Source organism: Sinorhizobium sp. B11, assembly GCA_039725955.1.
Taxonomy (GTDB): domain Bacteria; phylum Pseudomonadota; class Alphaproteobacteria; order Rhizobiales; family Rhizobiaceae; genus Rhizobium.
In genome coordinates this window covers 1,076,766-1,101,904 of sequence record CP091034.1, presented here as the reverse complement: position 1 = coordinate 1,101,904, position 25,139 = coordinate 1,076,766, and the positions used below count along the sequence as shown (strand labels likewise).

25 protein-coding genes are annotated in these 25,139 nt (G+C 61.7%); 14 read left to right on the top strand and 11 right to left on the bottom strand.

Going from position 1 to position 25,139, the window contains the following annotated elements:
- Nucleotides 1-6: 6 nt before the first annotated feature.
- On the bottom strand, nucleotides 7-447 hold the full coding sequence (locus tag LVY75_15225) for a DUF1801 domain-containing protein (protein ID XAZ24556.1): 441 nt from the start codon (nucleotides 445-447) through the stop codon (nucleotides 7-9).
- Between the two features lie 165 nt (nucleotides 448-612).
- Here LVY75_15225 and LVY75_15220 point away from each other — a divergent pair, with 165 nt between their 5' ends.
- Entirely contained in the window at nucleotides 613-2,235 is a 1,623-nt protein-coding gene (locus tag LVY75_15220; protein XAZ24555.1) for an ATP-binding cassette domain-containing protein, read from the top strand.
- On the opposite strand, the gene LVY75_15215 is transcribed toward LVY75_15220, so the two are convergent.
- A complete protein-coding gene (locus LVY75_15215; GenBank protein ID XAZ24554.1) occupies nucleotides 2,232-3,185 on the bottom strand; it encodes an SDR family NAD(P)-dependent oxidoreductase in 954 nt (317 codons plus the stop codon). The two genes, LVY75_15220 and LVY75_15215, sit on opposite strands and share 4 nt — an antisense overlap.
- 117 nt (nucleotides 3,186-3,302) lie before the next feature.
- Here LVY75_15215 and LVY75_15210 point away from each other — a divergent pair, with 117 nt between their 5' ends.
- Entirely contained in the window at nucleotides 3,303-4,214 is a 912-nt protein-coding gene (locus tag LVY75_15210) for an AraC family transcriptional regulator (GenBank protein ID XAZ25727.1), read from the top strand.
- A 131-nt stretch (nucleotides 4,215-4,345) separates the two neighbouring features.
- On the top strand, nucleotides 4,346-5,251 hold the full coding sequence (locus tag LVY75_15205; protein XAZ24553.1) for a S1C family serine protease: 906 nt from the start codon (nucleotides 4,346-4,348) through the stop codon (nucleotides 5,249-5,251).
- Between the two features lie 31 nt (nucleotides 5,252-5,282).
- Here LVY75_15205 and LVY75_15200 read toward each other — a convergent pair whose 3' ends face one another.
- Both LVY75_15200 and LVY75_15195 read right to left on the bottom strand, forming a co-directional pair.
- Nucleotides 5,283-6,011, bottom strand: a complete 729-nt coding sequence (locus tag LVY75_15200) for an esterase (protein XAZ24552.1) — start codon at nucleotides 6,009-6,011, stop codon at nucleotides 5,283-5,285.
- Nucleotides 6,008-6,973 (bottom strand): acetylxylan esterase, encoded by a 966-nt coding sequence (locus tag LVY75_15195; GenBank protein XAZ24551.1) that lies wholly within the window; start codon nucleotides 6,971-6,973, stop codon nucleotides 6,008-6,010. Before LVY75_15195 ends, LVY75_15200 begins: the two co-directional genes overlap by 4 nt.
- Nucleotides 6,974-7,285: 312 nt before the next feature.
- On the opposite strand from LVY75_15195, the gene LVY75_15190 reads away from it, so the two are divergent.
- Together LVY75_15190 and LVY75_15185 are read left to right on the top strand one after the other, a co-directional pair.
- The gene (locus LVY75_15190; protein XAZ24550.1) at nucleotides 7,286-8,548 is read left to right on the top strand and encodes a four-carbon acid sugar kinase family protein; all 1,263 of its coding nucleotides are present in this window, start codon (nucleotides 7,286-7,288) and stop codon (nucleotides 8,546-8,548) included.
- On the top strand, nucleotides 8,541-9,176 hold the full coding sequence (locus tag LVY75_15185) for an aldolase (protein ID XAZ24549.1): 636 nt from the start codon (nucleotides 8,541-8,543) through the stop codon (nucleotides 9,174-9,176). Before LVY75_15190 ends, LVY75_15185 begins: the two co-directional genes overlap by 8 nt.
- Nucleotides 9,177-9,224: 48 nt before the next feature.
- On the opposite strand, the gene LVY75_15180 is transcribed toward LVY75_15185, so the two are convergent.
- On the bottom strand, nucleotides 9,225-10,028 hold the full coding sequence (locus LVY75_15180; GenBank protein XAZ24548.1) for an endonuclease/exonuclease/phosphatase family protein: 804 nt from the start codon (nucleotides 10,026-10,028) through the stop codon (nucleotides 9,225-9,227).
- Between the two features lie 78 nt (nucleotides 10,029-10,106).
- Nucleotides 10,107-11,021, bottom strand: coding sequence for an SDR family oxidoreductase (locus LVY75_15175; GenBank protein XAZ24547.1), 915 nt, complete (start codon nucleotides 11,019-11,021; stop codon nucleotides 10,107-10,109).
- A 102-nt stretch (nucleotides 11,022-11,123) separates the two neighbouring features.
- Here LVY75_15175 and LVY75_15170 point away from each other — a divergent pair, with 102 nt between their 5' ends.
- The 3 genes from LVY75_15170 (at nucleotide 11,124) to LVY75_15160 (ending at nucleotide 14,590) form a co-directional block, all read left to right on the top strand.
- Nucleotides 11,124-11,693: a TetR family transcriptional regulator gene (locus LVY75_15170; GenBank protein XAZ24546.1), complete on the top strand. Its 570-nt coding sequence runs from the start codon at nucleotides 11,124-11,126 to the stop codon at nucleotides 11,691-11,693.
- Nucleotides 11,694-11,791: 98 nt separating this feature from the next.
- Nucleotides 11,792-12,949, top strand: a complete 1,158-nt coding sequence (locus LVY75_15165; GenBank protein XAZ24545.1) for a beta-lactamase — start codon at nucleotides 11,792-11,794, stop codon at nucleotides 12,947-12,949.
- Between the two features lie 132 nt (nucleotides 12,950-13,081).
- Entirely contained in the window at nucleotides 13,082-14,590 is a 1,509-nt protein-coding gene (locus tag LVY75_15160) for a mechanosensitive ion channel family protein (GenBank protein XAZ24544.1), read from the top strand.
- Between the two features lie 3 nt (nucleotides 14,591-14,593).
- Here LVY75_15160 and LVY75_15155 read toward each other — a convergent pair whose 3' ends face one another.
- Complete coding sequence (locus tag LVY75_15155) at nucleotides 14,594-15,079, bottom strand: YcgN family cysteine cluster protein (protein XAZ24543.1); 486 nt, start codon at nucleotides 15,077-15,079, stop codon at nucleotides 14,594-14,596.
- A 187-nt stretch (nucleotides 15,080-15,266) separates the two neighbouring features.
- Here LVY75_15155 and LVY75_15150 point away from each other — a divergent pair, with 187 nt between their 5' ends.
- From LVY75_15150 to LVY75_15140, 3 genes are all read left to right on the top strand, one after another.
- Nucleotides 15,267-17,450: a penicillin-binding protein gene (locus tag LVY75_15150; protein XAZ24542.1), complete on the top strand. Its 2,184-nt coding sequence runs from the start codon at nucleotides 15,267-15,269 to the stop codon at nucleotides 17,448-17,450.
- Nucleotides 17,451-17,592: 142 nt separating this feature from the next.
- Nucleotides 17,593-18,180, top strand: coding sequence for a DUF1214 domain-containing protein (locus LVY75_15145; GenBank protein ID XAZ24541.1), 588 nt, complete (start codon nucleotides 17,593-17,595; stop codon nucleotides 18,178-18,180).
- On the top strand, nucleotides 18,173-18,721 hold the full coding sequence (locus LVY75_15140; protein ID XAZ24540.1) for a DUF1254 domain-containing protein: 549 nt from the start codon (nucleotides 18,173-18,175) through the stop codon (nucleotides 18,719-18,721). Before LVY75_15145 ends, LVY75_15140 begins: the two co-directional genes overlap by 8 nt.
- A 15-nt stretch (nucleotides 18,722-18,736) precedes the next feature.
- On the opposite strand, the gene LVY75_15135 is transcribed toward LVY75_15140, so the two are convergent.
- Nucleotides 18,737-18,907 (bottom strand): hypothetical protein, encoded by a 171-nt coding sequence (locus LVY75_15135; GenBank protein XAZ24539.1) that lies wholly within the window; start codon nucleotides 18,905-18,907, stop codon nucleotides 18,737-18,739.
- Between the two features lie 541 nt (nucleotides 18,908-19,448).
- On the opposite strand from LVY75_15135, the gene LVY75_15130 reads away from it, so the two are divergent.
- Both LVY75_15130 and LVY75_15125 read left to right on the top strand, forming a co-directional pair.
- Nucleotides 19,449-19,655 (top strand): hypothetical protein, encoded by a 207-nt coding sequence (locus LVY75_15130; protein XAZ24538.1) that lies wholly within the window; start codon nucleotides 19,449-19,451, stop codon nucleotides 19,653-19,655.
- A 257-nt stretch (nucleotides 19,656-19,912) separates the two neighbouring features.
- Nucleotides 19,913-20,962: a DUF2336 domain-containing protein gene (locus LVY75_15125; GenBank protein ID XAZ24537.1), complete on the top strand. Its 1,050-nt coding sequence runs from the start codon at nucleotides 19,913-19,915 to the stop codon at nucleotides 20,960-20,962.
- A 50-nt stretch (nucleotides 20,963-21,012) separates the two neighbouring features.
- On the opposite strand, the gene LVY75_15120 is transcribed toward LVY75_15125, so the two are convergent.
- Nucleotides 21,013-21,981 carry an AraC family transcriptional regulator gene (locus tag LVY75_15120; GenBank protein ID XAZ24536.1) on the bottom strand — a complete coding sequence of 323 codons (969 nt, stop codon included), beginning with the start codon at nucleotides 21,979-21,981 and terminating at the stop codon, nucleotides 21,013-21,015.
- A 117-nt stretch (nucleotides 21,982-22,098) separates the two neighbouring features.
- Here LVY75_15120 and LVY75_15115 point away from each other — a divergent pair, with 117 nt between their 5' ends.
- Complete coding sequence (locus LVY75_15115; GenBank protein ID XAZ24535.1) at nucleotides 22,099-23,070, top strand: oxidoreductase; 972 nt, start codon at nucleotides 22,099-22,101, stop codon at nucleotides 23,068-23,070.
- Here the strand turns inward: LVY75_15115 and LVY75_15110 are convergent.
- Together LVY75_15110 and LVY75_15105 are read right to left on the bottom strand one after the other, a co-directional pair.
- Nucleotides 23,059-24,657: an ATP-binding cassette domain-containing protein gene (locus LVY75_15110; protein XAZ24534.1), complete on the bottom strand. Its 1,599-nt coding sequence runs from the start codon at nucleotides 24,655-24,657 to the stop codon at nucleotides 23,059-23,061. The genes LVY75_15115 and LVY75_15110 overlap by 12 nt on opposite strands.
- 125 nt (nucleotides 24,658-24,782) lie before the next feature.
- Nucleotides 24,783-25,121 (bottom strand): DUF1491 family protein, encoded by a 339-nt coding sequence (locus tag LVY75_15105; GenBank protein XAZ24533.1) that lies wholly within the window; start codon nucleotides 25,119-25,121, stop codon nucleotides 24,783-24,785.
- Nucleotides 25,122-25,139: the final 18 nt, after the last annotated feature.

Genomic DNA, 25,139 nt, shown 5'->3' with positions numbered 1-25,139 from the left:
CTCTCCTTACATTTTCTCGCCGGGCAGCAGACTTGCCTGCCTCACCCAATCGGCAAGCTGTGCCTCATCGATCGGGTCCTTCTCATGGATGTGGAAGTAGCGCGTTTCCGCAGTCCTGGACTCCTCGGGCGGCATGGGCTGCAGGGCGGCGCCGCGGAAGAAGGCCAGCTTGATGTATCTGTTGAAACAGTGAACGCTGAGGAACCAGCCGTCACCCTTCATGCCATAGAGCGGCGAGTTCCATTTGACGGCCTTGTGGGCATCGGGAACGGTTTGCATGATCAGCGCGTCGAGCCGGCGGCCGACATCGCTTTTCCAGCCGGGCATGGCGGCGATATAGGCCTGCACCGGGCCATCGCCCTCGCCTTTGGCGATCTGCGGATTGCCGCCGGACAGCAGCTTCGGTTCCGCTGGTTTTGCCGGCTTGGCGGATATCTTGTCGGTCATGGGCTCCTCCCCGTGGGGATAATAAGGAAGGATGTCTCGATTTCCAGTCGTGCGGAATGGACACAGGCTGCAAAGATCACAGCTTCATGACGCGGAAAACCTGCGACACGGCGGCAAACCCGTGGCATAAGGGCGCCAAAATTCTCCCTAGCTCCCGCGTAAGACATGATCCGTATAGAAAATATCAGCAAGCAAAACAGCCACCGCATCCTCTTCATCGAAGCTACCGCAGCCCTCAACAAGGGCGAGAAGATCGGTCTCGTCGGCCCGAACGGCGCCGGCAAGACCACGCTTTTCCGCATGATCAACGGCGAAGAGCTGCCGGATGAAGGCCAGGTCTCGGTCGAGAAACACGTTTCGATCGGCTACTTCAACCAGGATGTCGGCGAAATGGCCGGCCGCAGCGCGGTTGCCGAAGTCATGGAGGGCGCCGGCCCCGTCAGCATCGTTGCCGCCGAGTTGCGCGAGCTGGAAGCGGCCATGTCCGATCCTGATCGCATGGACGAGATGGAAGAGATCATCGAGCGCTATGGCGAAGTGCAGGCACGCTACGAGGAACTGGACGGCTATGCGCTGGAAGGCCGTGCCCGCGAAGTTCTGGACGGCCTCAGCTTCAGCCAGGAGATGATGGACGGCGATGTCGGCGCGCTCTCGGGCGGCTGGAAGATGCGCGTGGCGCTCGGCCGCATCCTGCTGATGCGCCCCGACGTGATGCTGCTCGACGAACCGAGCAACCATCTGGATCTCGAAAGCCTGATCTGGCTGGAAGAATTCCTGAAGACCTACGAGGGCGCACTCTTGATGACCTCGCACGACCGCGAGTTCATGAACCGCATCGTCACCAAGATCATCGAGATCGATGCCGGCTCACTCAACAGCTATTCCGGCGACTACGGCTTCTACGAGCAGCAGCGGGCGCAGAACGAAAAGCAGCAGCAGGCGCAATTCGAGCGCCAGCAGGCGATGCTTGCCAAGGAAATCAAGTTCATCGAGCGCTTCAAGGCGCGCGCCAGCCACGCTTCGCAGGTGCAGAGCCGCGTCAAGAAGCTGGAAAAGATCGAACGCGTCGAGCCGCCGAAGCGCCGCCAGACGGTGGCCTTCGAATTCCAGCCGGCCCCGCGCTCGGGCGAAGATGTCGTCAACCTCAAGAACGTGCACAAGAAATACGGCAGCCGCACCATCTATGAAGGGCTGGACTTCATGGTCCGCCGCAAGGAGCGCTGGTGCATCATGGGCGTCAATGGCGCCGGCAAATCGACGCTTCTGAAGCTGGTGACGGGTACGGCCGAACCGGATACCGGCAGCGTGGCGCTGGGTGCCAGTGTCAAGCTCGGCTATTTCGCGCAGCACGCCATGGACCTGCTCGACGGCGAACGCACCGTGCTCGAATGGCTTGAAGATTCCTTCCCGCTTGCCGGCCAGGCGCCGCTACGAGCGCTTGCCGGCTGCTTCGGCTTTTCGGGTGATGACGTCGACAAGCGCTGCCGCGTGCTGTCCGGCGGCGAGAAGGCCCGCCTCGTCATGGCCCATATGCTGTTCGACCCGCCGAACTTCCTCGTGCTCGACGAGCCGACCAACCACCTCGATCTCGATACCAAGGAAATGCTGATCAAGGCGCTCGCCGATTTCGAGGGCACGATGCTCTTCGTTTCGCACGATCGCCACTTCCTGGCAGCCCTTTCCAACCGCGTGCTGGAGCTGACGCCTGATGGCATCCACCAGTATGGCGGTGGCTATACCGAGTATGTCGAGCGCACCGGTTACGAAGCGCCCGGCATCCACGCTTAACGGCTGAACGCGTTTACACCGGTCAATTCCGCCGAGAGCGCCCAGAGACGGGCAGCCTCGTCGGGATCGACGGCGTAGGCGCGCACACTGGTCTCCGCCCCGTCGTCGGAGATGGATGCGATATCGCAGTTGGCGCAGTAGAGGCCGCCGAGGCCTGCAAGCTTTGGCGAGGTCGCGGCCCAGACCTGTGTTGCGGCACCCTGCTCGGGTGTCTTGAAGGTCGGGTCGATGGCATTGCCGTCAGCGTCGATCCAGCCGGCGGCGACCATATCCTCTTTCTCCAGATGCCGCTGCAGCGGCGTCAGGATCTTGCCGGGATGCAGCGAGAAGGCACGCACGCCGGCATCCTTGCCCAGCCTGTCCAGATGTACGGCGAAGAGCGCATTTGCGGTCTTCGCCTGCCCGTAGGCCTGCCATCTGTCGTAGCCACTATTGAACTGGATATCGTCCCAGCGGATCGGCGTGATGCCGTGAGCGGCCGAGGAGACGGAGACGACACGGCCTCCTTTTGATATTGCCGGCCAGACGCGATTGACGAGTGCGAAATGACCGAGATGGTTGGTGGCGAACTGCGCCTCCCAGCCCGGCCCTACCCGCGTTTCCGGGCATGCCATGATGCCGGCGCAGTTGATGACGATATCGGCCTTGCGGCCGGAGGCCACGAAGCGCTCCGCAAGCTGCCGCACGCTTTCGAGATCGGAAAGATCGAGCCTGTCGACCTCGATATTGGTGGTGCCCGAGAGCGCCTTGGCCACCACTTCCGGCTGACGTGCGCCGACAAGCACATGTGCGCCGGCCCGCGACAGCGCCTTCGTCGTCTCCAATCCGAGGCCGGAATGTCCGCCGGTGACGATTGCCAGTTTGCCCGTGAGATCGATGCCGGCGAGAACATCGTCAGCCGTCGAGCGAGGGCCGAAACCGGAACCGATGGGGTGTTGTGCGTTTTCCATGGATGTCTCCTTCTCTACTTTCGCCCGGAGACTAATGCGGTGGCGGCCATACGATCTATGCGTTAAAGTCCGTGATATGTTTGCGATCGTCCGGATTTCCGCATGAGTTCCGTTTCCATGGATCCACTTTCCGATGTGCTGGCGCTCTTGAAGCCGAAAAGCTACGTCTCGCTCGGGCTCGATGCCGGCCGCGACTGGGCGATCGATTTTCCGCCGCCGCAGGGTATCAAGTTCAACGCCGTCCTCTCAGGCGGCTGCTGGCTGGAGGTGCATGGTGTCGCCGAGCCTGTCCGACTGGAAGAAGGCGATTGTTTTCTGCTGACGCAGAGCCGGTCCTTCCGGATGACGAGCGATCGCAGCCTTAAGCCGATCCCGGCTGACGACATCTACGCGCATGCGAAGGATGGTGTCGCGGTCTGCAATGGCGGCGGGGTCTTCTTTCTCGTCGGCAGCCGGTTCGGCTTTTCCGGCGCCGGCGCCGACCTGCTCGTCGGCATATTGCCGCCGGTCGTGCATGTCCGCGAGCATTCGGACCAGGCGTCGGTCTTGCGCTTTGCGATCGACCAGATGGCGCGGGAGCTGCGCGGTCGGCACCCTGGCGGCTTCCTGATGACCGAGCATCTGGCGCATATCATGCTGATGCAGATCCTGCGGCTCTATCTCGCGGCACCCGATACGGAGGGCACGGGCTGGCTCTTCGCGCTCGCCGACCGGCAGATCGGCATGGCGATCGGCGCCATGCATGCCGAGCCGGCGCGGCGCTGGACGCTACAGCAGCTTGCAGCCATGGCCGGCATGTCGCGTTCCTCCTTTGCAGAGCGTTTCAAGCAGAAAGTCGGTGCTGCTCCGATGGATTACCTGACGCGCTGGCGCATGATGTTGGCGGGCGAGCGGCTGGCCAACAGCCGCGAACCGGTCGGAACGATTGCACTTTCCCTCGGCTACGAGTCCGAAAGCGCATTCAGCACCGCCTTCAAGCGGGTGATGGCGCGCTCGCCACGGCAATACGGCCGGGACGCGGCGGAGTAAAAGACCGCAGGCCGCGGGTCTTGCAGAAACGGCTGTCGTTTCATACCTATACAAGGAATGGTATGCGTCCGGCCCTTGCCGGCCCTCGCTGCATTCTGGGCCTTTGTGCCGCGCCTTACGAGGATGAAACCATGAATATCGACAGGATCCTGCGGTCAGTTGTGGCCGTTCGCGCCTCCATCCCCGAAGATGCCTTTACCGCGAATACGCTGGGCACCCGCCGGGAAGGTAGCGGCGTCGTCATCAGGGAAAACGGGTTGGTGCTCACCATCGGCTACCTGATCACCGAAGCAGACGAAATCTGGCTGACCCGCCATGACGGCAAGGTGGTTCCGGGTCATGCGCTCGCCTACGACCAGGAAACCGGCTTCGGCCTCATCCAGTCGCTTGCGCCTCTCGACCTGCCGGCCATCGACATCGGCGACAAGGTCAAGACGACGGTCGGCGACGCCGTGATCTTTGCCGACGGCCTTGGTGAATTCGTGCAGGCCAATATCGTCGCCAAGCAGGAATTTGCGGGCTATTGGGAATATCTGCTCGACGAGGCGATCTTCATCGCACCCGCCCACCCCTCCTGGGGCGGTGCGGCGCTCGTCAGCGACGACGGCAAGCTGCTCGGCATTGGCTCGCTGCGTTTGCAGATGGTACAGGGCGACGAGGTGGCCGACATCAACATGGTCGTACCGATCAACCTTCTGCCGCCGATCCTCGACGACCTGCTCAATCGCGGCCAGATCGACCGCCCGCCGCGCCCCTGGCTCGGCGCCTTTTCGGCCGAAAGCAATGGCGAAGTGGTTGTCATGAGCGTTGCCAAGGGTAGTCCTGCGGCACAGGCGGGTCTGCAGCAGGGCGACGTCATCTCGGAAATCCGCGACGGCGAAGTGGACGGGCTTGCCGATTTCTACCGCAAGGTCTGGGGGAGCGGCCCGGCAGGGGCGGAAATTCCCATGCGCGTGCTGCGAAACGGCCGCGAGGCCTGGCTGCGCATCAAATCCGCCGACCGCAACAGCTTCCTCAAGAAGCCGCTGATGCAGTAGTCGGAAATGGAGTGGCGCCATCCGGCAGCGTTTAAATATAGAGTGGCGCCATCCGGCGCCAGGCTCCTGCGCGATGCGCCCTGCCATCCCAGAAATGCAGCTGATGGCCGACGCCCTTTTCGGCGAGCATGCGGCTGAGATAGCGGTTGTTGTCGAGGAAGGGATCCTCGTTGCCGATCGTCAGGACGATTTCGACCTGCCGCAGTTTTTCCAGGCGCCAGTCGGAAGTGAGACCCGGCAGGAAATGCGTCGGCGTGTGGAAATAGACCGTCTCGTCGTAATAGCCGTCGAAAAGATCACCAAAGGACTCGACCTTCATCGTCAGGTCGTAGCGGCCGGAAAAGGCCACCAGCTTTCGAAAGAGATGCGGGTGGCGGAAGACGAGACTAGCGGCCTGGAAGGCGCCGAGGCTGCAGCCGTGCACGATGGTGCATTCGTGGCCGTTGCGGCTCTCCATCAACGGCAGAACCTCGTTCAGTACATATTCCTCGAACGCGATATGGCGACGGATACGATCGGCCGGGTGACGGCCGAAATCGTAGAAGGTCTCGCCCGCCAGGCCTTCGATGCAGAACAATTGCAGATGGCCGGCCTCGAGCTTTTCAGCGAGGCTGGCGACGATGCCGAGATGTTCATATTCCCAAAAGCGCCCTTCCCGCGTTGGGAACATCAAAACTTTGGCGCCGGCATGCCCGAACACCAGAAGCTCCATGTCACGATGGAGCCGATCGCTGTACCAGCGCAGATATTCTCGGTTCATAGACCCCTGAAAAACCGCCCGACTCGCTCGCGCAGCGCAGTTTGCTGCACTGCACTATCAGCATAGTCGAAATGCCCGGCATCCAGGATGAAGATTTCGTTAAATTTTGATCTCGGCAAAGCGTTTGCGACCGCGAACTGACATGGCGGCGCGACGGCTGGATCGAAGAGAGCCACGGCGGCCAGCATCGGTATGCAGATGCGGGTCGCAGCCGTTGCGGCATCGAAAAGGCGCAGCTTTTCCAAAACACACGAGTGGGTCTTTGCGTATTCCTGCACCGAGTGGGCGCTGCCTACCGTCGGCAATGTCAGCCAGAGCTTGCGGTTTCCGAAGGTCGGCACCGTCAGATGGCCGCGCTCGATCCTGCTGTCGAAGGGAATGGCGAGCGCGCCGATACCGCCGCCGAAGCTGATCCCGCTATAGCCGATGTGACCGTCGAGTGAGGGATAAAGGGAGAGCAGTGCCGATACCGCTACCCACAGATCCTCGACGCAGCCGCCGATCACGTAATGGTCGGGATCATCGATGTCATGCAGCACATGCCCGGGGGCGTCGGGCGAAATCGGCGGATGGGCGCTGCGCGACATGCCGCGAAAACAGGGAAAGAGGATTGCGGTTTCCTCAACCGGAATATCGAATTCCGGCTGGTCGCGCCCGCCATAGCCGTGGCCGACGACGAGGGCGCGCCTGACTTCGCCCTTGCGGGGCGTGAGCAGCCAGCCGCCGATGCTGATATCATCAGTGGAGGTGTAGACGATATCGCGCACTTGCCAATCCGGATGGGTATCCTTGCTCGGGCTCAGGCGTGGCCCGGGCTTGACCGCCAGCGCCTTCGCATAACGCTTCTGCCAGAAGGCATCGAACCCCTCAGGCGCCTCCGGCGGGCGGATGGCCTGCAGATCGGCAAGCGTCATCCCGTAGGTGGGGTCGAAGTCGAACGGATAGTCTGTCGGAATGCTCATGCCCTGCTTGTTGCCGCGAAACCGCTCTCGAAGCAAGGTGCGCCCTCTGCCCGAAATTGCGTGACAGCCGTGCCCGGCTGGTCTTAACTGGAAACGCACTATGTCTGCCGACTCAGGCGACAACGCGTTCTGGTTTGCGTTCACTTCATCGGTCGGAGGACCGTTTCAAATGAAAATCCTTGTGATCGGCGCAGAGTTTCGATGCCAGCCGCACCCTTTTGCCCGGTTTCACAGCCGGGACATCCCTTGATGACACCATCCGCGTCCATATCGAGGACGAATTGAACAATAGTCTACCGGAGCGCACCTGACATGCTGCTTGGAGCCATTGCCGACGATTTTACCGGCGCCAGCGATCTAGCCAACACCCTTGCCCGCGGCGGCATGTCGACGATGCAGTTCGTCGGCCCCGGCCGCGGCAAGGTCAATTGCGAAGCAGGTGTAGTGGCGCTGAAGACGCGCTCGATACCGGCCGAGGAAGCGGTGTGGCAATCGATGGATGCGGCACGCTGGTTGCTGGATCAGGGCTGTGAGCAGATTTTCTTCAAATATTGCTCGACCTTCGATTCCACGCCTGAAGGCAATATCGGCCCGGTGGCCGAAGCTTTGCAGCGACTGACCGGCGCCAATGTCACCGTCGTCTGCCCGGCCTTTCCGGCAACCGGCCGACGGGTCTTCATGGGTCACCTCTTCGTCAAGGACAAGCTGCTCAGCGAATCCGGCATGGAGAACCATCCGCTGACGCCGATGACCGATCCGGATATTCGCCGCTGGCTGCGGCTGCAGACGCGCGGCGGTGTCGGCGGCATCACGCTCGATACGGTGCGCCAGGGTTCGGAAGCCATCCGCCGCCGGCTGCGCGATGAGCTGACCGATGGCAATCGTCTCGTCGTCGTCGATGCGATCGAGGATGCCGATCTGCTGACTATCGGCGAAGCCGTCGCCGATCATGAACTCGTAACCGGCGGGTCGGCACTGGCCCAGGGGCTGGCGCGCAATTTCGCCAGGCGCGGCAAGCTCTCCGGTGCCCCGGCCGAAGTGCCTGTCGTCAGCGGGCCTGGTGTCATCCTTTGCGGCTCCTGTTCGCTCGCCTCTCAGAACCAGGTCGCCTGCCATCTCCAGAACCATCCAGGCCTTTCGATCGATCCGGCAGCGATCGTGCGCGGCACCATGTCGGTGGAGCATGCCGCCCACTGGGTTGCCTCCAATGCGGCCGACAATCCGATCGTTTATTCCACCTCCTCGCCTGAAGTCGTGAGTTTCGTGCAGCAGCGCTTCGGCCGCGAGGAATCGGCGAAGATTCTTGAGGATTTCTTCGGCGGCCTTGCCAAACGGCTTGCCGATTCCGGCACGCAGCTGATCGTCGTCGGCGGCGGCGAAACCTCAGGCGCGGTGGTCGAGGCGCTCGGCCTCAGGCATATGATCATCGGCGCCGAGATCGATCCCGGCGTGCCGGTGCTGGTGTCGGAACGCGGCCACCCGATGCAGCCGATCGGACTGGCGCTGAAGAGCGGCAATTTCGGCGCGCCCGACTTTTTCGCCAAGGCATTGGACAGGATTGCAGGCCATGAGTGAGACCCTACTGCGTGAAGCCATCGTACGCTGGGGAAAATCGCTTTTCGACCGGGGGCTTACGGCCGGCTCTTCCGGCAATATTTCCGTGCGCACCGCAGAAGGCTATATCGCGACGCCGACCAATTCCTGCCTCGGCTTCCTCGATCCCGAGCGGCTGTCGAAGCTTGATAGCGACGGCAGGCATCTGTCGGGCGATGCGCCGACCAAGGAACTGCCGCTGCATTTCTCCTTCTATGAAAAGCGGCCGCAAACAGGCGCCGTGGTGCACCTGCACTCCACCTATGCGACTGCCCTTTCCTGCCTTGCGGATACCGATGCAAAGGACGCCATCCCGCCGCTGACGCCCTATGTGGTCATGCGCGTCGGCAAAGTGCCGGTCGTGCCCTATACGCGGCCGGGCTCAACAGACGTGAAGCCGCTGATTGCCGAGATTGCGGGCGAACACAGCGCCGTGCTCCTGGAAAATCACGGGCCCATTGTTTCGGCCGCCACGCTCGACTCTGCCGTCTTCGCCATCGAAGAGCTGGAAGAGGCGGCGAAGCTTTCGATCATCACGCGCGGCATGAAGGTGCGGCAGCTGAACGAGGAGCAGATCGCCGACCTCAACCGGCATTTCAAGCTGCGCTAATTCCTGCGCCATTCCGGACGCAAAACCGCTTCTCGCCTTCGGAATTGCTCAGGCAAGCTCGATCAAAAGCGCCCGGTGATCGGAAACTTCGGGCTGTTCGACGACCTCGAAGCGCTCCACCACGACCTCTGGCGTCACCAGCATATAATCGGCAAAGCGCCCTTCCTTCGGATAGAGCGAGGTGCGGGTATCGGTAAAACCCCTGCTGGTGACGAGATCGTTGAGGCCGAGGCGGCCGAGCTTTTCGAAACTTATGCTGTCAGGCAGCACATTGAAATCGCCGCAAACGACGAGGCGTTCGTCACCCGGCCAGACGCGTTCGATCAGCTCGACGAGTGCATCCGCCTGGGCATGACGTGCCGGGATGTCGCCCTTGCCGGCGGGATCGCGCAGGCCGTGAAGCTGGGCGATGGTGACGGAAAAGCCGCCGGCATAATCGAACAGGCGGATGCAATGGGCATTGCGCGAGCGCGGATGCTCGCCCCAGCCATCCGGCGAGAAACGGCCATGGATGAAATCCGCCGCCTGCGCGATGACAGGATAGGATCTGCGGACAAAGGTGGCGATCCCGAATTCGGACGGGAACAGGGTCTCGCCGTGAAAGAGGTCGCCGCGCGCAAACGGGATGAAATAACCGTCGTGATCGGGAAGAACGGCAGCGATTTCGTCATAGAGACGGGCGCGCTGGGCCAACCGAGTGCCGCCGTCGCGATATTCCAGCCATTCCGGCGTATCGGGCGCCGAGCGGACCACCTCCTGCAGGCAAAAGACATCGGCCTCCGCATGCGCGAGATAGTCGATCAGCGACGCGTGGATGCTGCCGCCCCAGGCATTCAGTGAAATGATACGCAAAGTCGTGCGAGCTCCCTTTCAGGGAGCAGACTAGCAGATTCGCCGGCCGATCAATGCCCAGGGCCGCAGTCCATCGGATCAGCGATAGCCAGCGTCATCTGCCGGCTTGCCAGGCTCCTGCACTTCGGCGAGATACCGCCAGCAATCCGGCCGGGTGCCGTCGAGATCGGTGAAACCATAGGCATCGGCCAGCTGGAAGCTCGAGAGCGACTGGCCGTTCCATCTGTTGCGATCGGGATCGGCAGCGAGTGCGGCGACGGCTCGGCCGGTGAAACGCGGCGTTTCCGATATGACGAAATGCGGCTGGACTTTCGTACCGTCACGCCAATTTTCTTCCTTAACCCCATAAATTTCCAGCATCATTTCCGAACGCATCCAACCGGGCGAAAGTGAGACGGCAGTGGCGCCATGGGCTGCCAGATCCTTGGCATGCGCCCAGGCCATGCGGTTCGTGCCTGTTTTCACCAGGTCGTAATAGGGACAGAGGCGATAATGGGTGGCGTTGTAATCCGCCGTGCCATCCGTGACCTCTACCAGCACGCCGCCCGGCTGCTCGATCATCAGCGCCAGCGCATAGTGGGCGGTGATGAAATGGGTGTCGATTGCAAGCCGCAGCATGCGCAGGCCCTTGTCGAGAGAATGTTCCCAGACCGGTTTGTTCCATTCCGTCAGATGTTCGCCACCCCAGATATCGTTGACGAGAATATCGAGCCTGCCCTGCTCCGCTCGGATGCGGGCAACCAGCGCTTCGACCTGCTCGGGCACCAGATGGTCCACCTGCACCGGGATGCCGCGCCCACCCTCCGCACTCACCAATTCGGCTGTTTCCTCGATGGTCTCGGGCCGGCCATATTCGGATTGCTGCGCGCGTGTCGTGCGGCCGGTCACATAGACGGTCGCGCCTGCCGCGCCCAGTTCCACCGCAATACCACGACCGGCACCACGCGTTCCGCCGGCAACGAGCGCTACCTTTCCATTCAAGTTCACTGTCACTTCGCTGTCCTCCCCGCTAGAAAGAATTGGCCATATCGATCGGCTCGCTTGTATATAAACGAATGTTCGTTCATAAATAAGGCGAGCGCAAGAGGGAACTTCATGCCGCGTCCGCGCACGCTTTCCGACGAACAGCTGCTTTCGATCGTTCTCGATGTGATCCAGTCGGAGGGACCGGATGCGGTGACCTTTGCGGCGGTCTCGAAGGCGAGCGGCCTTTCCGGTTCGACGCTGGTGCAGCGCTTCGCCACCAAGGCCGGCATGTTGCGCGCCGCCCTGCTCCACGCCTGGGACCGGCTGGATGCTGAAACCGCCCGGCTTGCCGACACGTTGCCGAAGACCTCGGATGGAGCGATCGCGCTTCTCGCCGCCCTTTCCCAGGACTATGGAGATACCCCCGCCTCCTATGCGGAAGGCCTGCTTCTGCTGCGCGAAGACTTCCGCGACCCGGTGTTGCGTGCCCGCGGCGGGGCGTGGGGGACCGCGCTGATCTCGGCACTTGCCGAGCGTTTCGAAGGGCACAGTCAAGCACAGGCCATTGCCAGGCTGATGCTCTCGCAATGGCAGGGATCGCTGCTCTGGTGGGGCTTCTCGTCCGATGGCGCGGTTGCCGATTACGTGGAGCGGGAACTGCGGCTCTTTCTTGCGGCTCTCAAGCCCAAATTAAACTAGGGCCTCCTGCGAGTTCTTATCGTTTGTGGAGGGGCAAAAGGCCACGCTATCGACGGCGTGTCGGCCGTATCGCCGGCTGCGCAAAGAGGAACCGTCCGATGAACACAAGACATTGCCTTATCGCCCTCGCCTTGTCGGCGAGCCCGCTTCACGCGGCAGACATGACGGACAAGGCATTCCAGGAGATAGCAGATCGCGTTTTTCAGCCGGTGATCAGGGAATACGACATTCCGGGACTAGCCGTCGGCGTGACGATCAATGGATCGGAATTCTATTATATCCGCGGGGAAGCCTCGCGCGAGACGAAAGCGCCGGTCACCAGTGACACGATCTTCGAACTCGGCTCCGTCAGCAAGATTTTGAATGTCATGCTTGCCGCCGTTGCCGAACAGCGCGGCCTGCTATCGCTGGATCAGCCGGTTTCGACCTACCTGCCGGAGCTCAAGGGCAGCGCCTTCGACAAGATCTCCCTCGTCAATCTCGCCACCCATACATCAGGCGGCCTGCCGCTGCAGGTTCCAGACAGCGTGACGGATGATAGCGAGCTGATGACCTACCTGAAGAGCTGGAAGCCGGCCTACAAGGCTGGCACCATGCGCTCCTATTCCAATGTCAGCATCGGCCTGCTCGGGCGTATTGCCGGACAGCGTCTCGGCGGCACCTACCGGCAAGCCGCCGAAGGGCAGCTGTTTCCCGCCCTCGGTCTGAAAAGCACCTTCATCGCGGTTCCGCCTGATGCCATGGATCGCTACGCCTTCGGTTATGGCAAGGCGAACAAGCCGATCCGCGTCGGACCTGGCGTCCTCGACGACGAGGCCTACGGCATCAAGACCACGGCCCGCGACATGGTGCATCTGCTGGACGCCAATTTGAAGCCGGACGCTCTTGCACCTGAATTCAGGGCTGCGATCGAGAAAACGCATAAGGGATATTTCGATACGGCCTATTACACGCAGGACATGGTCTGGGAGCAATATGCTTGGCCCGTCGCGCTAAAGCAGCTTCTCGACGGCAATTCCGCAAAGATGAGCCTGGAAAGCCAGCCTGTGAAAAAACGGACAAAGCCGCTTGCGCCGCAGACGGCGGTGCTGATGAACAAGACGGGATCGACGAACGGTTTCGGCGCCTATGTCGTGCTGGTGCCGAAGTTGCATATCGGCCTGACGGTGCTGGCGAACCGGAACTATCCGAACACGGTCCGCGCCGAAGCGGGGCTGAAGCTCGTCCAGGCGCTGGAAGCCTACGCGGCGCAATAGCCATCAAATGGCCGGCCGGGCAAAAATCCCGGCCGGCGTTGTCAGCGGTCACGACACCCTATCCATTCGTGTCAGAGGACAGGACTTCTTCTTCCGTGATATAGGGTCCAACCCCCAATCAGGATGTCCTGCATGTCATGGCAGACGCTCGAAGATCCGCTGTACCAGTTTATTGTTCTCGTTCTGGCCAGCGCCGCGGCGCGGTTCATTTTCGGACGGGAACCCGCCTTCCGCCTGATCGCCAACTTCATCTTCTTCGCGCTGCTGACCGTGCTGCTCGTGAAACACGAGATTGCCCCCTATACGTCCGACATGGGCAAGGCCGAAGATCTTTTCCGGCGCATTTTCGTCGGGGTCGCCAAGGCCGTCTGGTGGATCGGTGGCGCAATGGTACTGGCGAGTTCGGTGCGGCTCTTCCTGATCTTCGAGCGCAAGCCGCGCGAGGCACGGCTGCTGCAGGATCTCGTCGTCGGCATCATCTATCTCGGCGCCGGGCTGTCGGTCGTGGCTTACGTCTTCGGCGCGCCGATCGGCACACTGATTGCGACATCGGGTGTCTTCGCCATCGTGCTTGGCCTTGCGCTTCAGAGTACGCTGAATGACGTATTCTCGGGCGTCGCGCTCAATCTCGGCAGGCACTACAGCGTCGGCGACTGGATCGTTCTCGAAGACGGCGTGCAGGGCCGCGTGGTGGAGACGAACTGGCGCTCCACTCATCTCCTGAACGGCACAAACGACCTTGTCATCGTACCCAATAGCGCACTCGCCAAGGCGCGGCTGACGAACCTGACCAGCCCTGAAGAAGCCCATGGCGTCTCGCTGAAAATCCGGGTCGTGCCTTCAAGCCCGCCGGCGACCATCGAGGAGACGATGCGCACGGTACTCTTGAGCAGCAACGCCATCCTGAAGTCCCCCGTCCCGACTGTCAGCGTCACCGGGCTGGACAGCAGTGCCATCGAATTCGAGCTCTCCTTCCGTGTCTCCGGACTGGGCGAGGCGACCGCTGCCCGGAACGAAGTCTACGATCTCGTCTATCGTCACATCAAGGCGTCAGGCCTGCAGCTTGCGTCACCTGCAGGGTCGTCGCTTCCCCCGGCTGCGGATCCGCCGGAGGACGCCGGGAAACATCCGAACTCGGCCTGGCGCCTGCTCAACGCCATTCCGCTCTTCTCGACGCTGACGGAAGACGAAAAGGAATCGCTTGCGGCCGACATGAAGCGGCTGACCTTCAGGAAGGATGCGTTGATCGCCACGCAGGATACGTCGCTGACATCATTGATGGTCGTGCGGCGCGGCGTTGCCGTCGTCGAGCGGAAGGAAGGCAACGAGACGATCGAACTCGCCAGAATCGCGCCCGGTGATCTCTTCGGCGAACGCGGCGTGCTGATGGGTGCGCTGGAGCCGGCCAATATCCGTGCGCTGACATCCGTCGTGGTCTACGAAATCGCCAAGGATCACCTCGCGGCGATCATGCAGGAGCGGCCGGCACTTGCCGAAGAGCTTGGTCTGCTGCTGTCTCGCCGGATCGAATCCGAGAAGCATCACTTCAGTGCAGGCGTGTCGGCCGAAGCCAGCCATCCCACGACGCTGACGACGCGCATAAGGCATCTGTTCCAGATCCCTCACAGCACCTGGTCATGACGGTCAGCCGGCCTTTTCCTCGGGCTCTTTGGCATCATCTCCGACCGTCAGCGGCCAGTCGACGACGTAATCCTCGAAATCGTCGACAGCGACCTCGTTTTCGCTGATGGTGCGGCCGCGGGCGGAAATGCCGGCGGCATGGACCGTCTCGGGATCGCCTGAGACCAGCGGATGCCACCAATAGAGATCACGGCCCTCATTGACGAGCCGATAGCCGCAGGTCGGCGGCAGCCATGCGATTTCGGGAACGTTTTCCCTGGTCAGTTGAACGCAGTCGGGCACGAAATCCCAGCGGTTCGGGTAGCTGGAACAGCGGCAGCTTTCACTGTCGAGCAGCTTGCAACGGATCGAGGTGAAATAGACATCGCCGCTATCCCATTCCTCGATCTTGTTCAGACAACAGAGGCCGCAGCCGTCGCAGAGGCTTTCCCATTCCTCGGCATTCATTTCGGCAAGTGTCTTACGCTTCCAGAAGGGCAGATCGTTCATCGTTCGTTTCTTGCAACAGCCGCCCGCAAATTCGCGTGACGACCGTTCAACTCTCTTGTTCTTGTGCGCAAAATCAACCAATTATTCAACTTGCTCCGGCTATCCGGAGAGTTGCGGCCCCTTTCAGGCCCCGCTCCGGCGTCCGGATTTTACGGTCGCCGAGCGTGCTCAGGCGGGAATATAGGACGTGCAGGATCCGGACAACCCAAATAATGGGTCAGATGTTGGTTCAGAAGGCCCGGAAAACGGGCATGGCAAGCAGCAGTCGAAAAACCGTCACCTGCTGCTGCGCATCGATTCGTGGATCGACTCGACCGTCTGGAATGCCGGTTTTCGCGCCGCAGAAATCTGGGAAGACACGACTATCTTCTTCCGCCGCTTCCGCGTTCGCGGCTGGAAACGTGCGGTGTTCGAACTCGCCGGCGAAGGGCTGACGCTCGGCGCCGTCGGCATGGTGCTGATGCTGGCGCTCGCCCAGCCGGCTTTCGAGGCCACCAAGGAAGACTGGCGCAACCGCGGCGATTTTGCCGTCACCTTCCTCGACCGCTACGGCAACATGATCGGCCATCGCGGCGTCATCCACCAGAATTCCGTGCCGATCGACGAGTTGCCGGATTCCCTGATCAAGTCCGTGATCGCCACAGAAGACCGGCGCTTCTTCGACCATTTCGGCATCGACGTGATCGGCCTCTTCCGCGCCATGGTGACCAACGCTCAGGCCGGCGAAGTCGTGCAGGGCGGCTCGACGCTGACGCAGCAGCTCGCCAAGAACCTGTTCCTTTCCAACGAGCGCTCGATCGACCGCAAGATCACGGAAGCTTTCCTGGCGTTCTGGCTGGAAGCCAATCTCTCCAAGAAAGAGATCCTCGCGACCTATCTCGACCGGGCCTATATGGGCGGCGGCACATTCGGCGCGGCGGCCGCGGCGCAATTCTATTTCGGCAAGAGCATCACCGATGTGAATCTGGCCGAATCCGCCATGCTCGCCGGCCTGTTCAAGGCGCCTGCCAAATATGCGCCGCATGTGAACCTGCCGGCCGCCCGCGGCCGCGCCAACGAGGTGCTGACCAATCTCGTGCAGAGCGGGCTGATGACCGAGGGTCAGGTGATTGCGGCACGGCGCAATCCGGCCAATGTCGTCGACCGCAACGAGGTGGAATCGCCCGACTTCTTCCTCGACTGGGCCTTCGACGAGGTACAGCGCCTGTCGCCGCGCTTCCACCAGCGCTCGCTGATCGTGCGCACCACGATCGACATGGGCATCCAGCAGGCGGCCGACGATTCCATCGAGACGTCGCTGCGCGAATATGGCGAGGCCTATCACGCCAAGCAGGGCGCGATGGTGATGATCGAAAACGGCGGGGCCGTGCGCGCCATGGTCGGCGGACGCGACTATGGCGAGAGCCAGTTCAACCGCGCCACAAAGGCGCTGCGCCAGCCGGGCTCCTCCTTCAAGGTCTATACCTATTCGGTGGCCATGGAGAGCGGGATGACGCCGAAAACGACGATCATCGACGCGCCGATTTCCTGGGGCAACTGGAGCCCGCACAATTACGAAAACCGTTATGCCGGCCGCATCACGCTGGAGACTGCGATCGCCCAGTCGATCAACACCATCCCGGTGCGCCTTGCCAAGGAGAAGCTCGGCATCCAGCCGATCCGCGCCATGGCCAAGGCCATGGGCGTCGAAACGCCGATCCGCGACGACGTGACGATCCCGATCGGCACGTCCGAGGTGACGGTGCTGGACCAGGCGACCGCCTATGCCGTGTTCCCGACCGGCGGCTATCAGTCCCGTCGCCATGGCATTACGCAGGTTCTCGATTATGACGGCGACGTTCTCTACGACTTCGATCGTGACGAGCCGCCCGCCCGGCGGGTGCTGTCCGAACAGGCCGACAGCTACATGAACCAGATGCTGTCGCGGGTGCCCTATGTGGGCACGGCGCGCAAGGCAGCCCTCGACAACGGCGTCGTCACCGCCGGCAAGACGGGCACGACGCAGGCCTATCGCGATGCCTGGTTCGTGGGCTTCACCGGCAACTATACCTGTGCCGTCTGGTTCGGGAACGATGACTACACGTCGACCAACAACATGACCGGCGGCTCGCTGCCGGCCATGACCTTCAAGCGCGCCATGGATTATGCCCATCAGGGCGTCACGCTGCGCCCGATCCCCGGCATCGAAAACCCGCTGCCATCCGAAAAGGATGTCGCCAAGGCACAGGCCAACAAGCCGAAGGACGGCGTGCCGACCCTTGTCCGCCCGCGCATGCTGTCGGTGCAATCGACAAACATTCTCAAGGGTATCGGCGAGAAGCTGAAGGATGCTGCGCCGCTCGAGGTGCAGAAGGTGGCGAGCGCGGAATGATGCTTCCGCTGTTTTAGTCGGACCGCCCTTCGACTTGCCAAGAGTTGGGGGACACATCGCCCCATGGCATTCCACCCTGCCAGAATCAGTGGTAACCCTTTCAACTGATTTGATCTTCAAGTTTGATCTTCAAGGGCGCAAGGTGTTTCGGTTTCCCCTTTTCATCCTGATCACGCTGATCGTCGCCTTCGGCGGCGGCATCATGATCTCGCTTTACGCGCTGGATGCGACGCAGGGATTCGGAGCGATCAAGCTCGGCGCCTGGGAGGCCTTTCCGGAACTCCAGACCGTCGACGCCGACCCTTATGCGAAGTCGCATCGCGCGCGCGCCGGAAAGCTGCTCTATGGCAGTGCCGAAGGCCTGACCTTTACAGCAAGCGTGGACGACAGCGGCGAGCGGCTGAACGCTGCCTGCCATTACCGCATCAGCGGCCAGACGCCGCCGGCACGGCTGTGGACCCTGTTTACCGCAGACAATGCCGGCAATCCCGCCTCCCTGCAGCAGGCCCTGCCGGCGGCGCTGAATTCATGGACGGTCCTTCGCCAGCCGGACAGCAGCTTCACCATCGACATTGCGACGCGGGCCGAGCCCGGCAACTGGCTGGCACTGCCGCAAGCCGGTACGTTCCGGCTCGTGCTGACGCTGTTCGACACGCCAACGGCCGGCAGCTCCGGCGTCATCGACCTGTCGATGCCGAAACTGACCAAGATCGGATGCGGCAATGCTTAGGGTCTTCTTTGCCCTTCTCGCCGGGCTTTTCGGCGCAGCGCTTCTGCATCTCGTGATCATTCTGGCGCTGCCGCACTTCACCGGCCGCGATGCCGCGACGCGCGTGGAGGCGGAGGGCGATCCGAACAATTTCTATCTGCTGACCGGCCGATATGATGAAGCAGGGCTCGCCAATGGCGATCCCTTCGTGCGCACGGCCGTCTGCTCCTTCGATGTGGGCGAGGATCCGGTGCACTTCACCGCCAAGGGAAATGTGCCCTTCTGGTCGATCGCGATCTATGACAGCGCTTCGAACGAGGTCTTCAGCATGAACGACCGCACCTCTGTCGGCGGCGCTCTCGATGTTCTCGCAGCAGGCCCGATCCAGTTGACGGACCTTCGCAAGAACCTGCCGCAAGAGCTGGAGCAGACGATCATGGTCGAGATGGCGCATCCCGAGGGCTATGCGGTGCTGCGCACGCTGGCGCCGCAGGCAAGCTTCGACGAGGCTGCGCGCGCCTTCCTGACGGAAGCGGGCTGCGAGGAACTCGACGCCCGCTAGGGTTGTTTTCGTGAATTACTTATTCTTGACGCGCGGCGCAGAATGCGCCGGATTTTTCTTCGGGGTTTCGACGATCCGTTCGTAACGGACGCCGGTGAACCAGAGTATTTTTGCCTCACCGGGCTCCTTGCCCGAGCGACGCGGCGCCTGCGGCAGCCGGTCCGCCAATGCGACTACAATTGCCATTCTCGTCTCCATGCACTGCCCGAGACGGATGAACTTGCGTTGGATTTCACCCTGCCCGCCTTGCTGCGGGCCAGCGCGTCCTCAAGCGCCGGATGAACCGGACCGAGGGCATTCGCGCCTTTCTCACGGCACCTACCGAAATACCGTGATGTTGCGGAGCTTCCACGATCCATATTCCCAAATCGCGTCGTTCCTGTCCGAATTGAGACACACGACCGTTAACAGATTACTAATATTCAGCCGCTGCTTTGGGCAGCCTGCTCGGCACTCAGATAACGCGCAGAACGGTTGTTTGGTTTCAGCCGCGGAAAAGAAAAGACAGGCTGAAAGCCGTCCGATAAAATTAGAGATAATTCATATAGTTAATGGCTCCCCACCATTGAAACGTCGCCCAAGCCCCCACTGTTGCAAATATGCATCATTAAAATATGAATTGCGGCTAGGATGGATGGGTGTATCGTAACTCCATCGGCCCAAAGCTTTTAAGGCGATGGCCGCTTGGAAGTCATACGTGCTCTTGCTGTCATACGGAGAGCAGCCCATGCCCTTTTTATATGGTTGCGCATTCACGTCAGAGGATTTGGACGTGTTAAGTGGCGTGCTAAATGCGTGGTGCGCTGAAAGACATATCGACATCAGAAGTGTCGAGGCGCAGTTCGCTGCTTCGACCGCACTCGACCTCTACCAGTCGGGCCACCACGAGTACGACAAGCTTCTGTCGGCACTCAACGGCCGCACCGGCCTATAGATTATTTGCCGGCTATTTATCCGCATGTCTGGAAACTGCGAATCCCCGTGTTCCGGGGGCACGTGATTTTATTTTGCCGGCTTATTATTATGCGACACGCGAAACGTGTATATTTCTGTTGCATTTTAATAGAATCTTCAGCATGCATTAACCGTGCCGGTGTAGGATTTGTTCATAACCGTATGGTCTGACGCGCGCCCCGCCAGCGCTTGTCGGCCCACGGTGTCCCGCTTGTTCTGCGTTTTCAGGGTGTGCTTGTGCGTGACCGGTTTCGAGACCTAGAGGGCCCGTTGGCCATCAGGAAGAAGGACGTGGTGTTAATGGCGACTGTCAGCAGTTTCGAGAACCTGTCACATCCGACACGCTCCGAACTGCGCCAGTTTGCCGAACTCTTCATGCCGCTTTTCCAGGCATCCTCCGAGGAAGCACGGCGCCAGGCCGTCGCCGCACTTTCCCAGTGCGAGAACATGCCGGCAGCAGTCGCCCTCTTTATCGGCAACCAGCCGATCGAAATCGCCGCTCCTTTCCTCACCTCCTCCAAGGCAATCGGCGACGATACGTTGATCACGATTGCCCGCACCCACGGTGCATCGCATGTGAAGGCGATCGTCAGCCGGGACTCTCTCTCGCCCAAGGTCATCGATGCGCTGGTGGCCTTGCGACAGGCCGAGCCGCGTCCTTCCGCCGCCACACCTGCCGAACAGCCGCCCATGCCTCTTTCGCCGATGCCCGCTCCGCCGGAAATGGACCAGGAAGAAGCCCAGCGTCTCGCCAATGAAGAGGCGCTGCGCGAGCGCATCCGCGGCCTTGCCGGCCATCTTGGCCGCGATGACGACGACCGGCTTGGCCTTCGTTCGCTAACCGACATCCAAGAGGCATTGCTGGTGCGCTTTGCCCGCTCTCGGGAAGCCACGCATTTCGCCACCGCACTTGCCGATGCGCTGTCAGCCAGCCGCTGGCTTGCAGAACGTATCATGCTCGACCTCTCCGGCCAGCAGCTCGCGACGACGTTGACAAGCCTTGGCATGGGCTTTCTTGACTCCGTCTTCGTGCTGGAAAAGCTCTATCCGCATCTTGCCGAGGTGCAGCACAATGTCAGCCGCGCCTTCCTCGTCCTCGATGCGCTGGACCCGGAAGAGTGCCATGCCCGTGTCGAGGCCTGGCGGCGGGCCGACAGCTACACCTACAATCCGGACAGTCCGGCCGCAGCCAAACCAGCTCCTGCAGCCCAGGCGCAGGCTCCAGCCTATCGCTTCATCCGGCAGGCGCCGTTGCGCGACCTCAAGAGCGTCAACCGGGCGCGCTAGAGCGCTGTGCGTCCGTTCGGACGCACAAAGGACGCTCTAACTCTTTGATTCTACGCATCAGGCTTTCCGAAAATCGATTCCGATTTTCGGGCCGATGCTGTAGCCATCTGGTGATCGCGCCTGTACTGCTGCGGCGCAACGCCGGTGATACGCTTGAACGCATTGCTGAAAGCGCTTTCCGATTGATAGCCCAGCGAATAGGAAATCGCCGAGATCGGCTCCGCGCCTGACCGTAGCGCCTTCGCGCCAAGCCGCATGCGCCAGCGCAGCAGATAATCGAGCGGTGAGATACCGGCTAGCTCCCGGAACCGCAGTGCGAAATTGGAGCGCGACATGCCGGCCGCATCCGCCAGATCCTGCAGCCGCCAGTTTCGCGCGGGATCGCCGTGCAGCAATCGGATCGCCGCGCCAACACGCCGGTCGTTCAAGGCCTGCATCCAGCCCGGCGCTGCCGTCTCGGCCTGAGCTAGCCAGACACGGATGAGCTCCACAAAGAGAAGCTGGGCCAAATGATCCGCCGCAACCGACCCACCGGCGCGCTTCTCATCCCATTCCTCTCCCAGACGCGACAGCAGCCAGCGGATGGCGGCTGCCTCCCGCGACTTGCCACTGACGAAGAGGATAGGAGGCAGCGCATCGAGCAACAGGCCGGCATCGGCATCATCGAAGGTCACGCGCCCGCCGACGGCAAACAGGCATTCCCCCGGCAGGTCAGCATGGACGGAACCGACATGGTCGGGTCCGAATACCTCGGACGGCGAAAGCGGCGTCAGCGAGGGGTCACTGCACAGGATATGGGTGCCGCAATTGACCAGGAGGAAGCAATCGCCGGCCTCCAGCCAGCGTGGTTCACTTCCCTCGGAGACCAGATAACAGCCGCCTTCGAGCACTGCATTGAATTTCACGCCATCGGAGGCAAAGCGGATGGACCAGTCACCCTTGGCTCTGAGACTGGCGGAAAGCAGGCTCCTGGCCGAGAGCAGCGACAGGACATCGGAGAGAGGGTCGACAGGAAACATTTAGGACGATCACGCAAGCAGATTGGATTTCAGCGCATGGATAATCCTACATCGGATGGCCTAGGTCTAGTCCAGTAGGAGCGGACAAGCCGCCCACAAGACAAATGCGAGGACTTCATGCCGACTTCCCAATATCCCCTTCCCTCCGGATTCAGCCGCTCGACGACATCAGAAGAAGCGCTCGGCAATGCCGATCTCACCGGCAAGCTTGCCGTCGTTACCGGCGGCTATGCCGGCCTTGGCCTGGAGACGGTGCGTGTGCTTTCGGGGGCCGGAGCTTCGATCATTGTGCCGGCGCGTGATACCGAGAAGGCCAAAGCGGCGCTCAAAGACCTGCCGCGTATCGAGATCCATTCATTCGATCTTTCCAACCCGGCCTCGATCAATGCCTTCGGCCGGGAATTTGCCGCGAGCCACCGGCCGCTCGATCTCTTCATCGGCAATGCCGGTATCATGGCAACGCCGCTTGCCCATGACGACAGAGGGTTCGAGCGGCAGTTTGCGACCAACCATCTCGGTCATTTCCAGCTTGCAGCATGGCTCTGGCCGGCGCTGAAGCGCTCCGGCAATGCCCGCGTCGTGGCACTGTCATCGGGCGCGCATCGCTTCTCCGCCATCAATTTCGACGATCCGAATTATCAGCGCCGACCTTACGATGCCTGGAAATCCTACGGCCAGTCGAAGACCGCCAACGCACTCTTCGCACTCGAGCTCGACCGGCGCGGGGTAGAACATGGCGTACGCGCATTCTCGGTCCACCCCGGCTCGATCCGGACGGAGCTGACCCGCTATGTCTCGGACGCGGATATGGAAGCGATCGGCTTCCGCGATGCCGACGGCAATATACCCTCGCATATCGCGGCCCTCTTCAAGACGATCGAACAGGGTGCGGCAACCACCGTCTGGTGTGCGACGAGCCGCCAGCTCGACGGCATGGGCGGCGTCTATTGCGAGGACTGCGATATTGCCGAGGCGCTGCCTGCCGATACGACGGAGCTGCGCGGCGTCATGCCCTGGGCAATGGACGAGGAGGCCGCCGCGAGACTCTGGACGCTGAGCGAAAAGCTGCTCGGTATCTCATTCGAGTAACTTTCTCCCAGGCAATTCCAGCCGACGCGTGATGCCGACCATCTCCAGAAACACCTCGTCATGGCTGACAATCAGCAGCGCGCCGTCATAGGCTCTGAGGCCTGCTTCGACGGCCGCGATGGAATCGATGTCGAGGTGATTGGTCGGCTCGTCGAGGATCAGTAGCGACGGCGGTGTCGCACCGCCGAGAACGCAGGCAAGGCCGGCGCGCAGAAGCTGGCCTCCTGACAGGGTAGAGACGATCTGCAGCGCAGCATCCGCCCGGAACATGAAACGGGCAAGGGCTGCGCGGCAGGCATTCTCATCCGATTGCGGGTTCAGCCGACGGAAATTGTCGCGGATCGAGGTTTCGGGGTCGAGCAGGCTGACGCGCTGGTCGAGCATCGAGAAAGAGGTCAAAACACGCACCGCTCCCTCCCATGGCTGGAGATCGCCCGCGATCAACGCCAGCAGGGTTGTCTTGCCCGAGCCGTTCGGGCCGGTGACTGCGATGCGTTCGGGTCCGGTCATATCGACGGACAGTTTACGGATGATCGGCTCGTCGATTTCGTAGCCGACGGTCACCGCGTCGATCTTCAATACCGATCTGCCCGGCGGCAGGCCGGTCGAGGGCAGCTTGACAGAGAGCGGCTGCAGGACCTCGATGCGTTTGCGGGCCTCCTCGGCATCCTCAAGCGCCTGGCTATGGCGGCGTTCGGCAAGGCGGGCATTCTCGCCGTTGGTATTTTCGGCCTGCCGCTTGAGACCACCGGCAACGATTCGCGGCATGTCGCCCTTGGCCGCTTTCTTCTTGCCGGCACTGTCCCTGCGGGCCTTGCGCTCGGCCGTTTCCTGGGCACTGCGGGCGACCTCCGCCACGCGCTTTTTGGCGTACGCCAGATCGTGCTCGGCGGCGGCCAATTCCAGCGCCTTGCGGGCGCGGTAATCGCTCCAGTTTCCGCCATAGCGGGTGGCGCCCAAAGTCGTCAGCTCGACGATCGCATCCATCGTATCCAGCAGTTCGCGGTCATGGCTGACGACCAGGGCGCCGTGGCGCCAGCCTCCAAGAAGCGAGATCACCGCTTCGCGCCCCTCCCGGTCCAGATTGTTGGTCGGCTCGTCGAGGATGAGGAAATCCGGCTCTTCGAAGATCAGGGCGGCGAATGCCCCGCGCGTGCGCTGGCCGCCGGAGAGTGTTGCGAGCAAAGTCTGCGGCCCGGCGGCAAGACCGGCACGTTCCAGTGCGCCTTCGATGCGGGCTTCGAGCGTCCAGTCGGCAACAGCAAGCTCATCGGCAGTGGCTTCGCCGCTTTCGGCACGGCTGAGAATGGCAAGCGCCTGCGTTGCGCCGAAAAGATCGGCGACCGTTTCATCCGGCCCAACCTGCACACTCTGGCGCAGGATGCCGATAGTGCCGGATACGGCAACGGAGCCCGTCTGCGGCTGCAGTTCGCCGGCGACGAGCTTCAGGAGCGTTGTCTTGCCGACGCCATTGCGACCGACAAGGCCGGCGCGCTCCGCGTTGAAGCTCAGATCGATATTGGAGAAAAGCGGCCGGTCGTCAGGCGTGGACCACGAAAGATTGGAAACTGTAATGGATGCAGGCATGGAAATCCCCGATGGCAAGGCAAATTGGCGTTGCGATCAGGTTCATATCCATTGAGCACACATCCTGTTGGTATTGCGGATGGCGGTAAACTAGGCGGGAATTGGCGTAAATTCAAGGCAAGCCGTCAGCTGGCCATCGGGATGAGTTCCGAGACCTCGTCCGCCTCCAGCTCGACGATCCAGAGATCCGGGTCGAACTTGCGCTCGCGCTCCAGCATTTCCTGCACCTTCTCGGGCTCGGCGCGTTCCAGCCTGATTTCGAACAGCCGGTCGCCGCTGCTCTCCTCGTCGAAGAAGCTTTGCGGGGCCGGCGCATAGAGGGTTTCGAGCCCGTCACGGAAGCGCTGGCGAATGAAGATCGCGCCAGCTTCTTCCGCGCCCTTCTTCTCCACGGCAGCAAAATCGCCGGCGGAGAAAACCCTGCGGACGAGAGCGGAAACGTAGATATCGGCGCGCAATCTCATGGGCGGGACATAGACCGG